Genomic DNA, 16565 nt, shown 5'->3' with positions numbered 1-16565 from the left:
TCTTTCCTTCCCCCCCCCCCCCCCCACCAGCCCGGGGTCCGCCTCGATCTCCGCCTTGAGCGCCAGCAGCCCCGCGCAGAGCGCCGGTTCGGCGTGCGCCAGCTCGGAGTCCGCGTCCGGGTCGGCGGTGTCGACGACGGTGCCGGACGGCAGGACGAGGGTGAGCGAGGCGAGCGTCCGGTAGGAGTTGCGGGTGGTGCCGGCGGTCATTCCGGAGGCGTTGTTGGCGACCACCCCGCCGAGGGTGCAGGCGATCGCGCTGGCCGGGTCGGGGCCGAGCAGCCGGCCGTGGCGGGCGAGCGCGGCGTTGGCCCGCAGCACCGTCGTGCCCGGCCGGATACGGGCGCGAGCGCCGTCGTCGAGCACCTCGATCCCGGCCCAGTGGCGGCGTACGTCGACGAGGATGTCCTCGCCCTGCGCCTGGCCGTTGAGGGAGGTCCCGGCGGCCCGGAAGACGATGCTGCGGCCCTTGCCGTGGGCGTAGGAGAACACCGCGGAGATGTCGTCGACATCCTCGGCGAGCACCACTACCTGCGGGACGAAGCGGTACGGGCTCGCATCGGAGGCGTAGCGGACCAGGTCGGAGACCTCGTGCAGCACCTTGTCCGCGCCGAGCAGCGCGACGAGGTCGCCCCGTAGCGGCTCCGGGGTGCCCGTGGCCAGCCGGTCGGGCACCCGGTCGGGCGCGGGCCCGGTGGTGGCCGCGGGTCGCAGGGCGTGCGGGCGGGGCTCCAGCAGGGGCACGGTCACTCCTCCGGTGAGGCGGTGCTGCCGTGGTGCTCAGGTCAGTGATGCCTACCCGGCCCGTCGACCAGAGCCGACAGCAGGTCGCCGAACACCTCGCGCTGTTCGGCGGTCAGTGGGGCCAGGATCTCCTCCGCCGCGGCCCGCCGGGCGCTGCGCAACGCGCGGAGCGTGCTGCGCCCGGTGTCGGTGAGCTCGATCCGCACCACCCGCCGGTTGGCCGGATCCGGGACCCGGCGTACCGAACCGTTCGCCTCCAGCGCGTCCACCAGCGTCGTCACCGCCCGCGGAACGACCTCCAGCCGCTCGGCGAGGTCGGCCATCCGCGGCGGGGTGTCGCGGTAGTGGTCCACGATCCGCAGCAGCCGGGACTGGGCCGGGGTGAAGGCGATGTCCAGATGCTCCAGATGGCGCTTCTGGGCGCGGTGCATCCGGCGGGTCAGCCGGACCAGCTGTTCGGCGAGGTTGCCGCTGCCGGCGGACGGGTCGGGGGAAGGCGAGGGCATGCCCCCGAGGATAGCAGGACCTTGTTCATTGTGAGTATAGGTAACAATGAGCTAAGCTCCACGATGCCCCAGTTTCCGGTACGCATCCCGAAGGAGCCCATGCGCCGCGACGAACCCCAATGGACCGCACCGCCGAAGGACCCGGATGCCCCGGTCCCCCTGCGGCGGATCCTCGCCCTCTTCCGCCCCTACCGAGCCCGGCTCGCCCTCGTCGGCCTGCTGGTCGCCGCCTCGTCCCTGGTCTCGGTGGCGTCCCCGTTCCTCCTCCGGGAGATCCTGGACGTCGCCATCCCGGGACGGCGCACCGGACTGCTGTCCCTGCTGGCCCTCGGCATGATCGCCACCGCCGTGACCACCAGCGTCTTCGGCGTGCTCCAGACCCTGATATCCACCACCGTCGGCCAGCGCGTGATGCACGACCTGCGCACCGCCGTCTACGCCAAGCTCCAGCGGATGCCGCTGGCCTTCTTCACCCGCACCCGCACCGGCGAGGTCCAGTCCCGGATCGCCAACGACATCGGCGGCATGCAGGCCACCGTCACCTCCACCGCGACGTCCCTGGTCTCCAACCTCACCTCCGTCGTCGCCACCGTAGTCGCCATGGTGGCCCTCGACTGGCGGCTGACCGTCGTCTCGCTCCTCCTGCTCCCGGTCTTCGTCTGGATCAGCCGCCGGGTCGGCAACGAGCGCAAGAAGATCACCACCCAGCGGCAGAAGCAGCTGGCGTCGATGTCCGCGATGGTCACCGAATCCCTCTCCGTCAGCGGCATCCTGCTCGGCCGCACCATGGGCCGCGCGGACTCGCTCACCAAGAACTTCGCCGAGGAATCCGAGCGCCTGGTCGGCCTGGAGGTCCGCGCCAACATGGCCGGCCGCTGGCGGATGGCCACCATCGGCATCGTCATGGCCGCCATGCCCGCGCTCATCTACTGGGCGGCCGGGATCGTCCTCCAGTTCGGCGGCCCGGTCTTCTCCATCGGCACCCTGGTCGCCTTCGTCTCGCTCCAGCAGGGCCTGCTGCGCCCCACCGTCTCGCTGCTGTCCACCGGCGTCGACATGCAGACCTCGCTGGCCCTCTTCCAGCGCATCTTCGAGTACCTGGACCTGCCGGTCACCATCACCGAGCCCGCCGACCCCGTGGAACTGCCCGCCCCGCGCGGTGAAATCCGCTTCGAGAACGTGCGGTTCGGCTACGACCCCGAAGCGGCGCCCACCCTGGACGGCATCGACCTGACGATCCCGGCGGGCGGCAGCCTCGCCGTCGTCGGCCCCACCGGCAGCGGCAAGAGCACCCTGAGCTACCTCGTCCCCCGCCTCTACGACGTGACCGAGGGCCGGGTCACCCTCGACGGCACCGACGTCCGCGACCTCGGCTTCGACACCCTCGCCCGCTCGGTCGGCGTGGTCTCCCAGGAGACCTACCTCTTCCACGCCTCGGTCGCCGACAACCTCCGGTTCGCCAAGCCCGACGCGACCGACGAGGAGATCGAACGCGCCGCCCGCGCCGCCCAGATACACGACCACATCGCGGCCCTCCCCGACGGCTACGACACCCTCGTCGGTGAGCGCGGCTACCGCTTCTCCGGCGGCGAGAAGCAGCGCCTCGCCCTCGCCCGCACCATCCTGCGCGACCCGCCGGTCCTCGTCCTGGACGAAGCGACCAGCGCCCTGGACACCCGCACCGAACACGCCGTCCAGCAGGCCGTCGACGCCCTCTCCGCGGGCCGCACCACGGTCACCATCGCGCACCGCCTCTCCACCATCCGCGACGCCGACCAGATCGTCGTCCTGGACGCCGGCCGGATCGCCGAACGCGGCACCCACGACGAGCTGTTGGCCGCAGGCGGTCGCTATGCGGCGCTGGTGCGGCGCGATGCGCACCAGGTGCCGGCGGACGGCGACGGCGCGGCGGACGACGGGCACGCCTCGGGCGTGCTGGTGTGACCGGCGCGGTGCCGCGCCGGCGGCGCCCGCCCCGCCCCGGCGCCGCTCAGGCCCGGCGCCGCCGCTTCGACCAGACGCCGCCGCACCCCGGCGGTCAGAGCGCCGCGAGATCGACCGCCGCCGCCATCGCCCGGTACCCCGCGTCGTTCGGGTGCTTGCGGTCCCCGCAGTCGAAACCGGGCGCCAGCGCGTCCGCGTCCCGCGGATCGGCCAGCACCGCCGCGAAGTCCGCCACCGCGTCGAACGCGCCCGACGTGCGGATCCACGCATTGACCTCCCGGCGCTTCGCCTCGGCGGCCGGGGTGTGGTACTCCGAGCCCTTGAACGGCGTGATCGTCGCCCCGGTGACCCGCACCCCCGCCGCCCGCGCCCGGTCGATCAACCCCTCATATCCCGCGATGAGTTGACCGGCCGACAGATCAGGATCCGGCTTGTACGTCGGCAGGTCGACCTCGCTGAACCCGATGTCGTTGAGGCCCACCAGCACGACGACGGACCGCACGCCAGGCTGCTCCAGCACATCCCGCCCGAACCGCTCCCCGGCCGATTCGCCGTACCACGCCGAGTCGTGCAGCAGCAGGTTCCCGCCGATGCCGTGGTTGAGCACCCGACGCGGGCTGCCCGCGGCGGCCAGCCGCTCGGCCAGCGCGTCCGGGTAGCGTGCGTGGCCGTCGACCGTCGACCCGAAGCCGTCGGTGATCGAGTCGCCGAACGCCACGACGGTGTCCCGCCGCGCCGCCCCACCGCCGGCCAGTTCCACGGCGGCGAGGTGGTACCACGACACCGTCGTCTCACCGAAGACCGCCGGATCCACCTCCCCCAACTGCTCGCCCGCCGCCCGGTAGGAGGTGGCGAACGCCTGCGCGTGGAAGGTCGCCGGCCCGGTCGGCCGGGCGAAGTACAAGGACACGGTCAGCGTGTCGAAGGCCGCCACGCGCACCTCCACCGCATCGCTGTGCACCTCGCCGCCCGCCGGGATCCGTACGGAATCCGCCCCGCCGAAGGTGAGCCGGCGACCGGTACCGCCGTGCACCGCCGGCCCCCGGTCCGTGCGCGCGAGCCGGGCGCCGGACACCTCCAGCGGTGCGGTCCCGTAGCGGTTGGAGAGCTTGACCCGGGCCGCGGTCCCCGTCCCGGTGACCCGTACGACCTGCCGCACGGTCTGGTCCGCGAACCCCTCCTCGGCCCAGTTCTTGTCGAACCCCGCACTGGGGCGCTGCATGGATGCCGCCCAACCAGCCTGCCAGACAAGGAAGTTGACGCTGCTCATGATGTGGTGCCTGCCTCTCGGTCGGTCGCCCGGTGGCGACGGCCACGAGTCTGGCGGCCCGCGCGGCGGCGACCCAGACACCCCCGTTTGGTACGCACCCCATGCCTACCAACGCCGGGGTCACCCTCCGCGCCGCGGCCGTCAGTCGTCCGCCAGCAGCACCACCTCCAGCGTCCGCGGACCGTGCACCCCCTCCACCCGGTCCAGTTCGATGTCGCTGGTCGCGGACGGCCCGGAGATCCAGGTCAGCGGGCGGTCGGGGGCCAGTCGCGGCAGCGCCTCGGGGACCGAGCCGACGACCTGGCCGGGGACGCGGACGACGCAGACGTGGTGGTCGGGGACGAGGGTGATCCGGCGCCGCCCCTGGTCGGGCCCCGCGTCCAGCACGAGGGTGCCGGTCTCCGCGATCGCCAGCGCACACCCCGTCACTACGCTGTCCACGGCGTCCAGTTCGCGCGCCGTGCTCGATGCCAGGTCGGGCACCCGGGTCACCTCGGCCGCGGCCAGCCACCCCGGATCCAGCCCCGGCGGCACCACCACCGACCGCGCCCCGCGCTCCGCCAGCAGCCGGCCGATCAGCGCCGGCAGCCCGTCGGGGCCGCTGCGGTGCACGATCGCACGGTAGTCCGCGAGGTTCTCGGCGAGCAGCTCGACGGTCTGCCCGGCCGTACGCGAGCCGTGCACCCGCAGGTAGTCGCGGGCGACCGGCGGATCGCTCGGCCCCTCACCGCGCGGCACATCGCCCAGCGCCCGCCGGATCCGCGCCAACACCACGTCCCTGCCGCTCATCTGACGCCTCCTCGCCCATCTCCCCACGCCCCGTCAGGGCGCTGCTCGCCACGGGTGCGCCGCCACCAGTCGCGGAACGACTCGGCCGCTACCGCCGGCAGCTCACGGCTGTCGGACCAGGCCCGCCCCGGCCCCGGCAAGCGCCGCGGATGCAGCCGCCGGGTGCGGGACGCCAGCCGCATCCCGCCGCGCAGTGCGCCGGGATGGTCGAACGCCCACGTCGCGGCCCGCATCGCCGCCCGCTCCGCGGCATGGCCCCTGGCCGGCTTCAGGACGGTGCGGGTGCCGCGCCGGGTGACCGGGCCGCCCTCGACGACCCGCTCCCGCAGATGCACCAGGACCTCGGGGATGTCGATGGCGACCGGGCACACCTCGTAACACGCCCCGCACAGCGACGAGGCGTACGGCAGCGACGCCTCCAACAAGCCCTCGACGCCGCGCAGTTGAGGCGTGAGGATGGCCCCGATCGGACCCGGATACGGTGAACCGTACGCATGCCCCCCGGCCCGCTCGTACACCGGGCAGACGTTCAGGCAGGCCGAGCAGCGGATGCAGCGCAGCGCCTGCCGCCCGACGGTGTCGGCGAGGGTGTCGGTGCGCCCGTTGTCGAGCAGTACGAGATGGAAGGTCCGGGGCCCGTCGCCGTCCGTGGTCCCCGTCCAGGTGGTGGTGTACGGGTTCATCCGCTCGGCCGTCGAGGAACGGGGCAGCAACTGGAGGAAGATCTCCAGATCCTGCCAGGTCGGCACGGTCTTCTCGATACCGACGACGGAGATCAGCGTCTCCGGCAGCGTCAGGCACATCCGGCCGTTGCCCTCGGACTCGACGACCACCAGCGTGCCGGACTCGGCGACCATGAAGTTGGCCCCGGAGATCCCCACCTTCGCGGTCAGGAACTTCTCCCGCAGGTGCAGCCGGGCCGCCTCGGCGAGCTCGGCGGGGGAGTCGGACAGCCCCTCGGGCGCCGGGCGTCCCCAACTCCCCATCTCCCGAAGGAAGATGTCCCGGATCTCGGTGCGGTTGCGATGGATCGCCGGCACCAGGATGTGTGACGGCAGATCGTCCCCGAGCTGCACGATCAGCTCGGCCAGATCCGTCTCGTACGCCCGGATACCGGCCTCGGCCAGCGCCTCGTTCAGCCCGATCTCCTGCGTGGCCATCGACTTGACCTTGACGACCTCGCGCTCACCGGTCTCCCGCACCAGCCGGGTGACGATCCGGTTGGCCTCCTCGGCGTCCGCCGCCCAGTGCACCCGGCCGCCCGCGGCGACCACCGCGTCCTCCAACTGCTCCAGGTAGTGGTCGAGATGACGTAGCGTCCGGTCCTTCACCGCCGCGCCCGCGGCCCGCAGTTGCGCCCAGTCGTCCAGTTCGGCGACGGCCCTGGTCCGCTTGTCGCGGATGGTGTGGGTGGCGTGGGTGAGGTTGGCGCGCAGCCGGCTGTCGCGGGTGGAGACCGCGGCGGCTCGGGGGAAGGCCGGCATCCCGAGATAGGTGCCGCTCATCGCACGCTCCCTTCCGCGCCGCCGGCCGTACCCGCGACGGCGTCGCCCCGCGCACCGTCCTCCGTAGCGGCCAGGATCTCCGCGATGTGCACCGGACGCACCCGCGAGCCCTGCCGCGCCAGCGTGCCCCCGATGTGCATCAGGCAGGAGTTGTCGACCGTGCAGACCGCGGAGGCGCCGGTCCGGGCCACCGCCCGGACCTTGTCGGCCCCCATCGCGGCCGACACCGCCGGATTCTTCACCGCGAACGTGCCGCCGAACCCGCAGCACTCCTCGGCACCCGGCAGCTCCCGCAGCTCCAGCCCCCTGACGTGCTCCAGCAGCCGCCGCGGCCGGTCGCCCAGCCCCAGCACGCGCAGGCCGTGACAGGTCGGGTGATAGGTGACGTTGTGCGGGTAGTACGCGCCCACATCCGTCACCTTCAGCACGTCCACCAGGAATTCGGTGAGCTCGTACGTCTTGGGCACGGCCCGCGCCGCCGCGTCGGCCAGCTCCCGGCCTCGCCCCTCGGCGGCCGCCTTCGCCCCGATCCGCGGATAGTTGTCGCGCACCATCGCGGCACAGGAACCGGACGGGGTGACCACGTACGCGTAGTCCCGGAACGCCCGGTCGAAGCGGCGCACCAGCGGCTCGGCGGCATGCCGGTAACCGGTGTTGAACTGGGGCTGCCCGCAGCAGCTCTGGGCGCCGGGGAAGTCCACCTCGACGCCCAGCCGCTCCAGCAGCGTCACCACCGCCTGCCCCGTCCGCGGATAGAGCGTGTCGTTGATGCAGGTGACGAACAGTGCTACCCGCACGTTGCGATCTCCTTGCCGTCATCGTGCCGTTTTCTTGCGGCGGTGTTTCGGCCGCAATGCCTCCGCCGAATCCCCTGGCGGTGGCCCGCCTCGCCGGTACATGATCACGTGTCGGATCATCCTGCCCCAGCGGCGGGCCGAGGAGAAGAACCGGGAGCGGAGGACCATGTCGAGTGCACAGCCCCTCACCGAGGACCGGGCGCCCCGCGGCGATCGCCCGCCGTCGCCGATACGGCAGCTGGCCGCCGCCTCCATCGGCAACGCCGTCGAGTGGTACGACTGGTACGCGTACTCCTTCCTGGCCGCCTACTTCGCCGACCAGGTCTTCCCCAAGGAAGCCGGCAACTCCCTGGTGCCGCTGCTGTCGACCTTCGCGGTCTTCGCCGTCGGCTTCTTCATGCGCCCGGTCGGCGGACTGCTGATGGGTGCGGTCGCCGACCGGCGCGGCCGGCGCGCCGCGCTGACCCTGACGATCCTGCTGATGGGCGGCGCCAGCCTGCTGGTCGCCCTCACCCCCACCTACGCGGCCACCGGCGTGCTCGCCCCGGTCGTACTCGTCATCGCCCGCCTCGTCCAAGGGCTCTCCGTAGGCGGGGAGTTCGCCGCCTCCACCACCTTCCTCGTGGAATCCGCGGGTCCGGGCCGGCGCGGACTGTTCTCCAGCTTCCAGTACGTCTCCACGACCCTCGGCCAGCTGCTCGCCTCCGGGACCGGGGCGCTGCTCGCCGCACTGCTCACCGAGCGCCAGATGGGGCAGTGGGGCTGGCGGGCCGCCTTCCTCGGCGGCGCCCTGCTGAGCCTGCTCGGACTCTGGATCCGCAGCGGCGCCCAGGAGACCCGGTCCCCGGCGCTCGACTCCGTTCCCGCTCGGGGTTCCGCCCGCTCGGGCGGAACCCCGAGCGCGGTGCAGACCTCGGCCGCCGAGCGGCAGGCCGCCCGCCCCGGCCTCTTCGAGGGCCTGCGCCGCCACCCCCGCCAGTCGCTCCTCATCTGCGGCATCACCGCCGGCGGCACCCTCGCGTACTACACCTGGACCACCTACCTCCCGACCTACGCCCAGGTCAACGCGGGCTTCGACAAGGCCGATTCGCTCACCGTCAGTACCCTCTCGCTGGTCTTCTTCGCCCTGCTTCAGCCGCTCGGCGGCCTGCTCTCGGACCGCATCGGCCGCAAACCGCTGCTGTTCGCCTTCGCCCTCGGCTTCGCCGTGCTGGCCGTGCCCCTGCTGCACCTGGTCAACGGCGCCTTCCTCTCCCTCCTGCTGGTGCAGTGCGCGGGCATGGTCCTGCTCACCGGCTACACCGCGGTCGCCGCCGCGGTGAACGCCGAGGTCTTCCCCGCCCGGGTACGCGCCGCCGGCATCGGCTTCCCGTACTCCCTCACCGTCGCCCTCTTCGGCGGCACCGCCCCGTACGTCGGCACCTGGTTCAAGCAGGCCGGCCACCCGGACCTCTTCCCCTGGTACGTCGCCGTGCTCTGCCTGATCTCCTTCGGCGTCTACCTGACGCTGCCGGAGACCGCGCACCGGGAACTGGAGAAGTAACCCGCGGTCGCAAGCCTGTCAGACAAGATCGTCGGACAAGGGGCCGCACAAGGAGTCGGCCGAGGAGTCCGTTCGCGCTGGCCCACACCGCATCGTCGATGGGAAACTGCCCTGCGCATGGGATGCGACCCGTGCGGCACGGCGGCAAGCGGCTCGCGGACGCCCGCGGGCCGGTCTGACCACAGACCCGGGGAGACGGATATGGCCGGCAGACAAGCTCAGGGGCGGCGCCCGGTCGTCGCGCTCTACGAGCGGATGGTCGAGGCGGTCCGCGCGGGCACCTACCCGCCGGGCTCCACCCTCCCGACCGAGCCCCGGCTCGCCGCCGAACTGGGCGTGAGCCGCCCCGCCCTGCGCGAGGCGCTGATCCTGCTCCAGGAGGACGGCGTGATCAACGTACGGCGCGGGGTGGGGCGCACGGTCAGCCACCATCTCCCGCCGCGCGGCTTCGAGTTCCTCAAGCCCGTCGAGGAGCTGCTGGGGGAGGGGCGGCAGGCCGTGACCGTGCCGCTGGCCCGTACCGCCGAGGAGCCGACGGACTTCTCCACGCAGCATCTGGTGCTGCCGTCGAACGGCGAGGTGCGCTTCTGGGAGAGTCTGATCGAGGTCGCCGGGATGCCCGCCTGCCTGACCCAGGAGTGGGCCGCGGACGAGACGGTGGGGGAGCTGCTGCCGGACGCCGTCGCGGCGTTCGACGGGCCCCAGGGGCGCACGTCGTCCATGCTGCGGCTGCTGCTGGCAGCCGGGCGCGGGCTGCCGCTGACCGGCAGCAGCACCATCGTGGCCACCACGCTCGGCCGGCAGCGCGGCCGGCAGCTGGGGCGCGCTGCCGACACCCCCGGAGTCCTCGTCACCCAGGTCGTACGGCTGGATCGCACGCCCCTCCTGGCCGCCAAGCACATGCTGCCCCCAGGGGCGCCCGCCCTCCCGGTGTGGCAGGCGCGGTGAACGGGGCCGGCGGCCCGATGACCCCTTCGGTGACGCGACGGCGGGGACGTGTCATACTCGCGCCCCATGACGTTGTCTGACAAGCTCCCCCGGCAGTCCGCCCACCCCCTGGACGGCGAGCGGATCCGCCGCGCCCCCAAGGTGCTGCTCCACGACCACCTCGACGGCGGTCTCCGCCCGGAGACGATCATCGAGCTGGCCGAGGCCATCGGCTACCGCGACCTGCCGACCACCGACCCCGCCGCGCTCGCCGCCTGGTTCCGTGACGCCGCGGACTCCGGCTCTCTGGAGCGCTACCTGGAGACCTTCGCGCACACCTGCGCGGTGATGCAGACCGGCGAGGCGCTGTTCCGTATCGCCGCCGAGTGCGCCGAGGACCTGGCCGCCGACGGCGTCGTCTACGCCGAGGTGCGCTACGCCCCCGAGCAGCACCTGGCGGGCGGCCTCACCCTCGACGACGTCGTCGACGCGGTCAACGCGGGCTTCCGCGAGGGCGAACGCCGGGCCGCGGCGGCCGGCCACCGCATCCGCGTCGGCACCCTGCTGTGCGCCATGCGGCACGCCGACCACGCCCTGGAGATAGCCGAGCTGGCAGTGGCCCACCGCGACCGCGGGGTGGCCGGCTTCGACATCGCGGGCGGCGAGATCGGCAACCCCGCGAGCCGGCACGCCGCGGCCTTCGACTACCTGCGCAGCCAGGGCGCCCGGGTGACCGTGCACGCCGGTGAGGCGGTCGGTATGGAGTCCATCCACGAGGCGGTGCTGCGCTGCGGCGCCCACCGCATCGGCCACGGCGTCCGCATCACCGACGACATCGCGATCGGCGCCGACGGCCAGGTCACTCTGGGGCGCCTGGCCTCCTACGTGCGCGACATGCGGATCGCCCTGGAGGTCTGCCCGACCTCCAACCTCCAGACCGGAGCCGCCACCAGCTACCCGGAGCACCCCGTCGACCTGCTCCGCCGGCTCGGCTTCCGCGTCTGCCTCAACACCGACAACCGCCTGGTCAGCGGCACCACGATGACCCAGGAGTTCCAGCACCTGCGCGACACCTTCGGCTACGGCGCGGCGGAGCTGGAGGAGTTCACCGTCAACGCGGTGAAGTCCGCCTTCCTGCCCTTCGACGAGCGGGCCGCCCTCCTCAACGAGGTCGTCCGCCCCGGATACGCCCAGCTCCGCGCCTGGGAACTGAGCCGGGTCCCCGTAGCGGACGCCGCCGGCACCGCGGCGGCCTGACCGGCGCCGACCGGGATCCGGAGCAGTCCGGGCCGTCCGGTTCGTCCGAACCGCCCAGGAATCGCCGCGCTCCGGAGCCCGGCGCCGGTCAGCTCCGCGCCGGTGGTCACCGCCCCGCGCGCCGGTCACCGCCCGCCGGCCACCAGCAGCGGCGCACCACCGGGCGCGGACGCCGGCCGCCCGTTCGCGGCCGGGACGCCCGCCAGCGGAGACGGCCCGGCGTCCACCAGCCCACGGGCGGCGAGCTCCGGCCGTACCCCCTCCCCGAACCAGTACGCCTCCTCCAGGTGCGGGTACCCGGACAGCACGAAGTGCTCGATCCCCAACGCGTGGTACTCCTCGATCCGGTCGGCCACCTCGGCATGGCTGCCGACCAGCGCGGTGCCCGCCCCGCCGCGTACCAGCCCGACCCCCGCCCACAGGTTGGGCGAGATCTCCAGCCGGTCACGCGAGCCGCCGTGCAGCGCCAGCATCCGCTGCTGTCCCACCGACTCGCTCCTGCGCAGCGCCTGTTGGGCGGCGGCCACGGTGTCCGGATCCAGATCGTCCAGCAGCCGGTCGGCCGTCGCCCATGCCTCCTTCGACGCGTCCCGGGAGATGGTGTGCAGCCGGATCCCGAACCGGACCGTCCGCCCCTCCCGCTCCGCCAGCCCGCGAATCCAGTCGATCTTCCGCCGGACCTGCTCGGGCGGCTCCCCCCAGGTCAGATACACATCCACGTTCCGGGCCGCCACCGGACCGGCCGCGGCGGACGACCCCCCCGAAGAAGATCTCCGGCAGCGGATCCGGCGGCAGCGCCGTCAGCCCGCCCTCGACCTGGTAGTGCTCACCCTGGAAGTCGAACGGCGTGCCACCCCACACCCCCCGTACGACCTGCAGAAACTCCTCCGTACGGGCATACCGCCGATCATGGTCCAGATGATCCCCGAACCGCTTCTGCTCGGTGGCGTCACCACCGGTCACCACATTCAGCAGCAGCCGCCCCCGCGAGATCCGCTGGTACGTGGCGGCCATCTGCGCCGCCAGCACCGGCGAGACGACCCCGGGCCGGAACGCGACCAGGAACTTCAGCCGCTCGGTGACCTGGGTCAGCGCCATCGTCGTCAGCCAGGCGTCCTCGCACCACGTCCCGGTCGGCGTGAGCACCGCCTCGAACCCCAACTGCTCAGCGGCCTTGGCTATTTGGGCCAAGTACTCGACGTCCGGGGCCCGTACCCCGCGCACCGGGGTGATGCGATCCCGCCGGATGCCCCCGTCGGTGTACGCGTGCCGGTCGACGAGCGTCCGCCCGTCGCCGCCGGTCGGCAGAAACCAATGCAGGTGTACGGACATGTCACCGGGCCTTTCGGTAGGTACGCGGTGCCGTGCTCGAAGGCGGCAGGCCACCGTTGAAGCGGGGGTCGACGAACTCCCCGAAGTCGTAGGCGCGCGGAATCGGCTTCAACGCCGCGAACGGCATCAGGCGCGGCGCCTGAACCGCCACCGTCTTGCGCCGCGGAACCGGCACCTCGCCCCGGATCTCCCGGTCGAGCCCGGCCGGCACCCGCAACAGCGTCGACTCACCACACCCGCTGCGCCCTGGCAGCGCCACGAACTCGCCGGGCCGAACGCCCAGTTGCAGCCCGCCGACAACGGCCCGCCCGCCGAATTCCCCTACCAGGCCGGTGACCCACACCGCGAAATCACCCGAACCGGCAGAGGCACAGCCGTCCGGAGAACCGGACAGCGACACCCCCATCGCCGACGGCAGCGTCCCGTCGGAAACCATGCCCCCGGCCGTACGGGCAACGGCGCCCGGCGAGGCCACCACCTCGTCCGGCAACGCCCCGCCGGCACTCAGCACCTGCCACACCCCAACCAGCCCCATGGGCCCGGCCGCCCGCCGCAGCCACCGCGGAACACTCCCGCGCCGCCCCGAAACCGGCACCACCCGCGCGACCTCGGCACCTTCACGCGAAACGCCGCCGGACACAGCAGCCTGCTCGACGCCCATGAAAACCCCACCCATGTCCGCAGCCCGACCGCCACAACCAGGCCCCACGAACAACTGAAGAGAGAAACCCGTACAAGAGAAACCAAGGCCCCATCGCCGGCAGCCCCCGAAAGAACCCCGGTCAGATCCCGAAACCAACAATCAGGCAGACAAAGGGCTCAACCCCGAAACGCAGAGCCAGGGGCACGGCGCCGAACAGCCTGCCCGCCCACCCTTCACGGGCCGAAACCGCGTCAGACCATCAGAAACATCAGAGGCGTCAGCAACAGCCGCGACAACACGCGGCGGAGGCCACCGGCAGCAGGTCGACATGACCGCGCGTAGTGAGCAGAACCGACGAAGACATGTCCCCGAACGTAACGCCGCCCCCGAACGGGGTCAAACCTCATCTCGGCTGCTGGACCTTTGTTGCCACAGCATTGACCAGAGTCACGAACACCCCTCCCGCCCCCACCCCACTCTCCCTCCCCCCGCGACGGCCTGTGACGTGCAACTGCCACCAGCGGGACGGCTTCCAGCGCACAGCCGTTCTCCGGGACACGGGCGCCCGATGCACGGCGCGGGCCACCGACCCGGACCATCTCGTCCCGGGCGACGACCCCGCACCGGCGATCCTTCAGACGCTGTGCCGATGGCATCACGCGCGGAAGTCCAGCGCGGCGGGCGCGGCGGCTCGGCGGAGGCGGCTGTCCAGGCGGAGGCCGGGGCGGGCGCTGCCGCCGTCTTCGAGACGCACGAGGCCCGGGCAAGTGACCAACCTTGCTCGGGCCGTCAGGCTGTCAGGACGTCAGGAACAGATCGCCCGAGAGGGATCCCATCTCACGGGTCGTACATTGCACGGCAGTCACGAGGAGGCATGGATTGACGTGCTTGCCCCTTGCGACCAAACGGCGCTTTTCCGTCAGGGGAATATCCGCTCCACCGCACCGTTTACGAGCGTTGACGACGTGCGTAGCGGCGCGGCTGCCGCCGAGCGTTCCGGTGCCATGGGCTGTGCGGCCCGTGGCACGCGGGACCGTGTGTTCGTTGGCGCATGCGTGGTGGAACGCAGGGGAGAGGGCACCGATGATGCTGCCTGCCTCGGCGGGGCCGGCTGCGACAACTCCGGCACCGACGGTGACCGCGCTGACCACAAGCACAGTCATTGAGTTACGAATGGTCATGTCACCTGGAACGACTGGGCCTTCCCGGAGTGCTGAGAGACCACTCGTCCGGGCCAGCACGCGAAGTTCCGTCATCTCGCGCGGTTGGAGGTGGCCTGTGCCGGGGTCTGCCCCGATGGACGCTGATCAGCGCAGGCGGCGCAACGAGCCCGCGGAGCCGGCCTTGGTGAACGCGCAGGCAGGCAACGCCCCGACGATCCCCGGGCACCGCCCGACGAATCCGGGCGCCAGGAGATCTGCGCCCCTTCGCCAGGACGCCCACCTTTGTCCGGACGCGCCGCAGCCTGATCATCCGGCGCGGAGCCGAGAACCCCTGCTGGGGGAGCGCACGGGACCCTCCCCCAGCCTTCGGCCGGAGGCCCAGGTGTCGGCCGACTTCCGCCGACTCGGGCTCAAGGCCGACGCGGCCGCTGTCCGCCGCGTCCTGCGCCATGTCGGCCGCGACCTGACGCCGCGTCGGGGACCGGTGGCTGGATCCGACGGGGTGCGTGGTTTGGGTACACGTTCTTGGCACGAACTGCACATGGATGTGTGGATGCCGATGGGCCGCGCGGAGATACTGGTTGTTCGCGGTGATTCTTCATGGCATGGGGGGCATGTGGATGAGAGCGGTCGCACGAGAAGGTCGCGAGCGGGGTTACACCTTCCTGGGGTAGGTCGGGTTATTTATCCACCGTAGGCAGCGGGTGGGTCCGAGGGCCGTGCTGGAGTTGGACGTTCTGGCCGGGCTCCTGCCGCGTCGCGACAGAACCGTGCCAGGGGATGAGCTCGTCGCCCGAGAATGGGGCGATGTGGCCGAACGCACCCTGCTCGCAAGGAAATTGATGAAACTTCTGCGCGACCCGTCGGGTGCCGGTCTTCCGCCCCCGCGCCCGGGCGGTCCTGTCAACGCCCACCTGTTCGCCGCCTCCCCGGCCTCGCCCGGTTCCTGGCCGATACTCAACACGACGTGCCGCAGGCCCGTTGGGCGATCAGGTGCGCTTGCGTCTGCACCGCGATCAGGGGGGCTTCTTTCCGCTCGCCACCACCGCGCGCCGCTCGACGACCCTCGCGGAGCAGCCACCAACCCCCAGGCCGCGGCCAGGGCTGGGGGAGCAGCGCCCCGTCGAGCAGACGGCCTGGGAGCCCTGCACTGACGGGTCTGCCGGTCAATCCCCAGGCCCGGAGTACCCGGTGGCCGAAGTCGTAGGGGTCCCACACCAACGGAACACCACAGCGTGTCCGGCACCGACGACCCCACCGCGTGGGGCCCTCGCAGTGCCGGGCGACGGAGTATCAGCAGGAGAGGAAGAGAAATGATGTTTTCCGCGCGTCTTCGGAGGTCCACAGCGCGGGCTGCGGCCTGCGCGGCATTACTGGCGCTGACGGGCGGGCTGCCGCCCGCCGTGGCTCACGCCGACTCCGGGAAGCACTACTACATCGAGATCGGCGGCACCGGCGGCTCGGAGCCGCTCCCGACGTGCACGCACAGCTACGGCTTCGCCAACCAGGCACTCGCCGGGAATCGGGACAACGTGGTCGTCCCGGTCTGCTACGAAGCCAGCGCCGGACCATGGCAGGCCGGCGGCGGTGCCATCCCGGGCATCGGTGCTCCGAGCTACGACGACAGCGAGCGGCAGGGCTACGACAACTTGCTGGCCAAGGTCGAGTCGGTCCATAAGGCCGATCCGGGCGCGCGCTACACGATCGTCGGCTACTCGCAGGGGGCGCAGGCAGCCGACCAGGTCCTGCAGGCGATCGCCGAGAACCGGACCGACATCCCGAAGTCGCAGGTGGAGGGCAAGCTCTACGCCGATCCGCGGCAGCCGGACACCGGGATCTGGAGCCGGGTACCCCGGGGTTGGAGCGCGTTCGGTTTCACGTCGACCGGCCCCGGGCCCGTCGACTTCGCGGGCATCCCCGTCGCGCGCTACTGCATCCACAGCGACCTCGCGTGCGACGCGACTTCGCTGTTCTCGATTCCCGGTTTCCTCTCCCAGCACCCGCGTTACCTGCGGGAAGGCGGCATCGTGTTCGACACCCTGGCCAAGGACGGCCAGAACGGGACCTTCTGGTACGCGCCCAACTCGTAGTCCCGCACCGCCTCCCAGCCCAGGTCCTCGGCCGACCTCACCTCGGACGAGGACC

The 16565-nt window shown here is 72.1% G+C and carries 12 protein-coding genes and 2 pseudogenes; 5 read left to right on the top strand and 9 right to left on the bottom strand.

Annotation, left to right across the window (positions count from 1 at the left end; genetic code table 11):
• Together ACO1BR_RS22835 and ACO1BR_RS22830 are read right to left on the bottom strand one after the other, a co-directional pair.
• The coding region (locus tag ACO1BR_RS22835; protein ID WP_426796936.1) for an FAD-binding oxidoreductase at positions 1–744 on the bottom strand (744 nt) is incomplete at its 3' end.
• 41 nt (positions 745–785) lie between these two features.
• Entirely contained in the window at positions 786–1250 is a 465-nt protein-coding gene (locus ACO1BR_RS22830) for a MarR family winged helix-turn-helix transcriptional regulator (RefSeq protein WP_426796935.1), read from the bottom strand.
• 99 nt (positions 1251–1349) lie between these two features.
• On the opposite strand from ACO1BR_RS22830, the gene ACO1BR_RS22825 reads away from it, so the two are divergent.
• On the top strand, positions 1350–3194 hold the full coding sequence (locus ACO1BR_RS22825) for an ABC transporter ATP-binding protein (protein WP_426796934.1): 1845 nt from the start codon (positions 1350–1352) through the stop codon (positions 3192–3194).
• A 94-nt stretch (positions 3195–3288) separates the two neighbouring features.
• Here the strand turns inward: ACO1BR_RS22825 and ACO1BR_RS22820 are convergent, their stop codons facing one another.
• From ACO1BR_RS22820 to ACO1BR_RS22805, 4 genes are all read right to left on the bottom strand, one after another.
• A complete protein-coding gene (locus tag ACO1BR_RS22820; RefSeq protein ID WP_426796933.1) occupies positions 3289–4464 on the bottom strand; it encodes an SGNH/GDSL hydrolase family protein in 1176 nt (391 codons plus the stop codon).
• 141 nt (positions 4465–4605) lie between these two features.
• Entirely contained in the window at positions 4606–5253 is a 648-nt protein-coding gene (locus ACO1BR_RS22815) for a LutC/YkgG family protein (RefSeq protein WP_426796932.1), read from the bottom strand.
• The gene (locus ACO1BR_RS22810; RefSeq protein ID WP_426796931.1) at positions 5250–6758 is read right to left on the bottom strand and encodes a lactate utilization protein B; all 1509 of its coding nucleotides are present in this window, start codon (positions 6756–6758) and stop codon (positions 5250–5252) included. Before ACO1BR_RS22810 ends, ACO1BR_RS22815 begins: the two co-directional genes overlap by 4 nt.
• Positions 6755–7555, bottom strand: a complete 801-nt coding sequence (locus tag ACO1BR_RS22805) for a (Fe-S)-binding protein (protein ID WP_426796930.1) — start codon at positions 7553–7555, stop codon at positions 6755–6757. The genes ACO1BR_RS22810 and ACO1BR_RS22805 overlap by 4 nt, the downstream gene beginning before the upstream one ends.
• Positions 7556–7721: 166 nt before the next feature.
• On the opposite strand from ACO1BR_RS22805, the gene ACO1BR_RS22800 reads away from it, so the two are divergent.
• The 3 genes from ACO1BR_RS22800 to ACO1BR_RS22790 all read left to right on the top strand — a co-directional run bounded on the left by ACO1BR_RS22800 (position 7722) and on the right by ACO1BR_RS22790 (position 11282).
• Complete coding sequence (locus tag ACO1BR_RS22800) at positions 7722–9098, top strand: MFS transporter (protein WP_426796929.1); 1377 nt, start codon at positions 7722–7724, stop codon at positions 9096–9098.
• Positions 9099–9299: 201 nt separating this feature from the next.
• A complete protein-coding gene (locus tag ACO1BR_RS22795; protein WP_426796928.1) occupies positions 9300–10046 on the top strand; it encodes a GntR family transcriptional regulator in 747 nt (248 codons plus the stop codon).
• Between the two features lie 66 nt (positions 10047–10112).
• Positions 10113–11282 (top strand): adenosine deaminase, encoded by a 1170-nt coding sequence (locus ACO1BR_RS22790; protein ID WP_426796927.1) that lies wholly within the window; start codon positions 10113–10115, stop codon positions 11280–11282.
• A 125-nt stretch (positions 11283–11407) separates the two neighbouring features.
• Here ACO1BR_RS22790 and ACO1BR_RS22785 read toward each other — a convergent pair.
• The 3 genes and pseudogenes from ACO1BR_RS22785 to ACO1BR_RS22775 form a co-directional block, all read right to left on the bottom strand.
• Positions 11408–12614, bottom strand: a pseudogene (locus ACO1BR_RS22785) (LLM class flavin-dependent oxidoreductase).
• Positions 12615–12732: 118 nt separating this feature from the next.
• Positions 12733–12960 (bottom strand): annotated as a pseudogene (locus ACO1BR_RS22780) (ATP-binding cassette domain-containing protein); the annotation flags it as partial.
• 1094 nt (positions 12961–14054) lie between these two features.
• A complete protein-coding gene (locus ACO1BR_RS22775) occupies positions 14055–14438 on the bottom strand; it encodes a hypothetical protein (protein ID WP_426796926.1) in 384 nt (127 codons plus the stop codon).
• Between the two features lie 1295 nt (positions 14439–15733).
• Here ACO1BR_RS22775 and ACO1BR_RS22770 point away from each other — a divergent pair.
• Positions 15734–16510 carry a cutinase family protein gene (locus tag ACO1BR_RS22770; protein ID WP_426796925.1) on the top strand — a complete coding sequence of 259 codons (777 nt, stop codon included), beginning with the start codon at positions 15734–15736 and terminating at the stop codon, positions 16508–16510.
• Positions 16511–16565 lie beyond the last annotated feature (55 nt).

Origin of the sequence: Streptomyces sp. YGL11-2, assembly GCF_050054615.1 — a bacterium.
Taxonomy (GTDB): Bacteria; Actinomycetota; Actinomycetes; order Streptomycetales; family Streptomycetaceae; genus Streptomyces.
Note: the sequence above shows the minus strand (reverse complement) of the source record. Positions and strands in the feature narration are given on the sequence as shown.

Coding starts and splice junctions, on each gene's coding strand:
- ACO1BR_RS22830 (WP_426796935.1), bottom strand. CDS start 1,250: ATGCCCTCGCCTTCCCCCGACCCGTCCGCCGGCAGCGGCAACCTCGCC.
- ACO1BR_RS22825 (WP_426796934.1), top strand. CDS start 1,350: ATGCGCCGCGACGAACCCCAATGGACCGCACCGCCGAAGGACCCGGAT.
- ACO1BR_RS22820 (WP_426796933.1), bottom strand. CDS start 4,464: ATGAGCAGCGTCAACTTCCTTGTCTGGCAGGCTGGTTGGGCGGCATCC.
- ACO1BR_RS22815 (WP_426796932.1), bottom strand. CDS start 5,253: ATGAGCGGCAGGGACGTGGTGTTGGCGCGGATCCGGCGGGCGCTGGGC.
- ACO1BR_RS22810 (WP_426796931.1), bottom strand. CDS start 6,758: ATGAGCGGCACCTATCTCGGGATGCCGGCCTTCCCCCGAGCCGCCGCG.
- ACO1BR_RS22800 (WP_426796929.1), top strand. CDS start 7,722: ATGTCGAGTGCACAGCCCCTCACCGAGGACCGGGCGCCCCGCGGCGAT.
- ACO1BR_RS22795 (WP_426796928.1), top strand. CDS start 9,300: ATGGCCGGCAGACAAGCTCAGGGGCGGCGCCCGGTCGTCGCGCTCTAC.
- ACO1BR_RS22790 (WP_426796927.1), top strand. CDS start 10,113: ATGACGTTGTCTGACAAGCTCCCCCGGCAGTCCGCCCACCCCCTGGAC.
- ACO1BR_RS22775 (WP_426796926.1), bottom strand. CDS start 14,438: ATGACCATTCGTAACTCAATGACTGTGCTTGTGGTCAGCGCGGTCACC.
- ACO1BR_RS22770 (WP_426796925.1), top strand. CDS start 15,734: ATGATGTTTTCCGCGCGTCTTCGGAGGTCCACAGCGCGGGCTGCGGCC.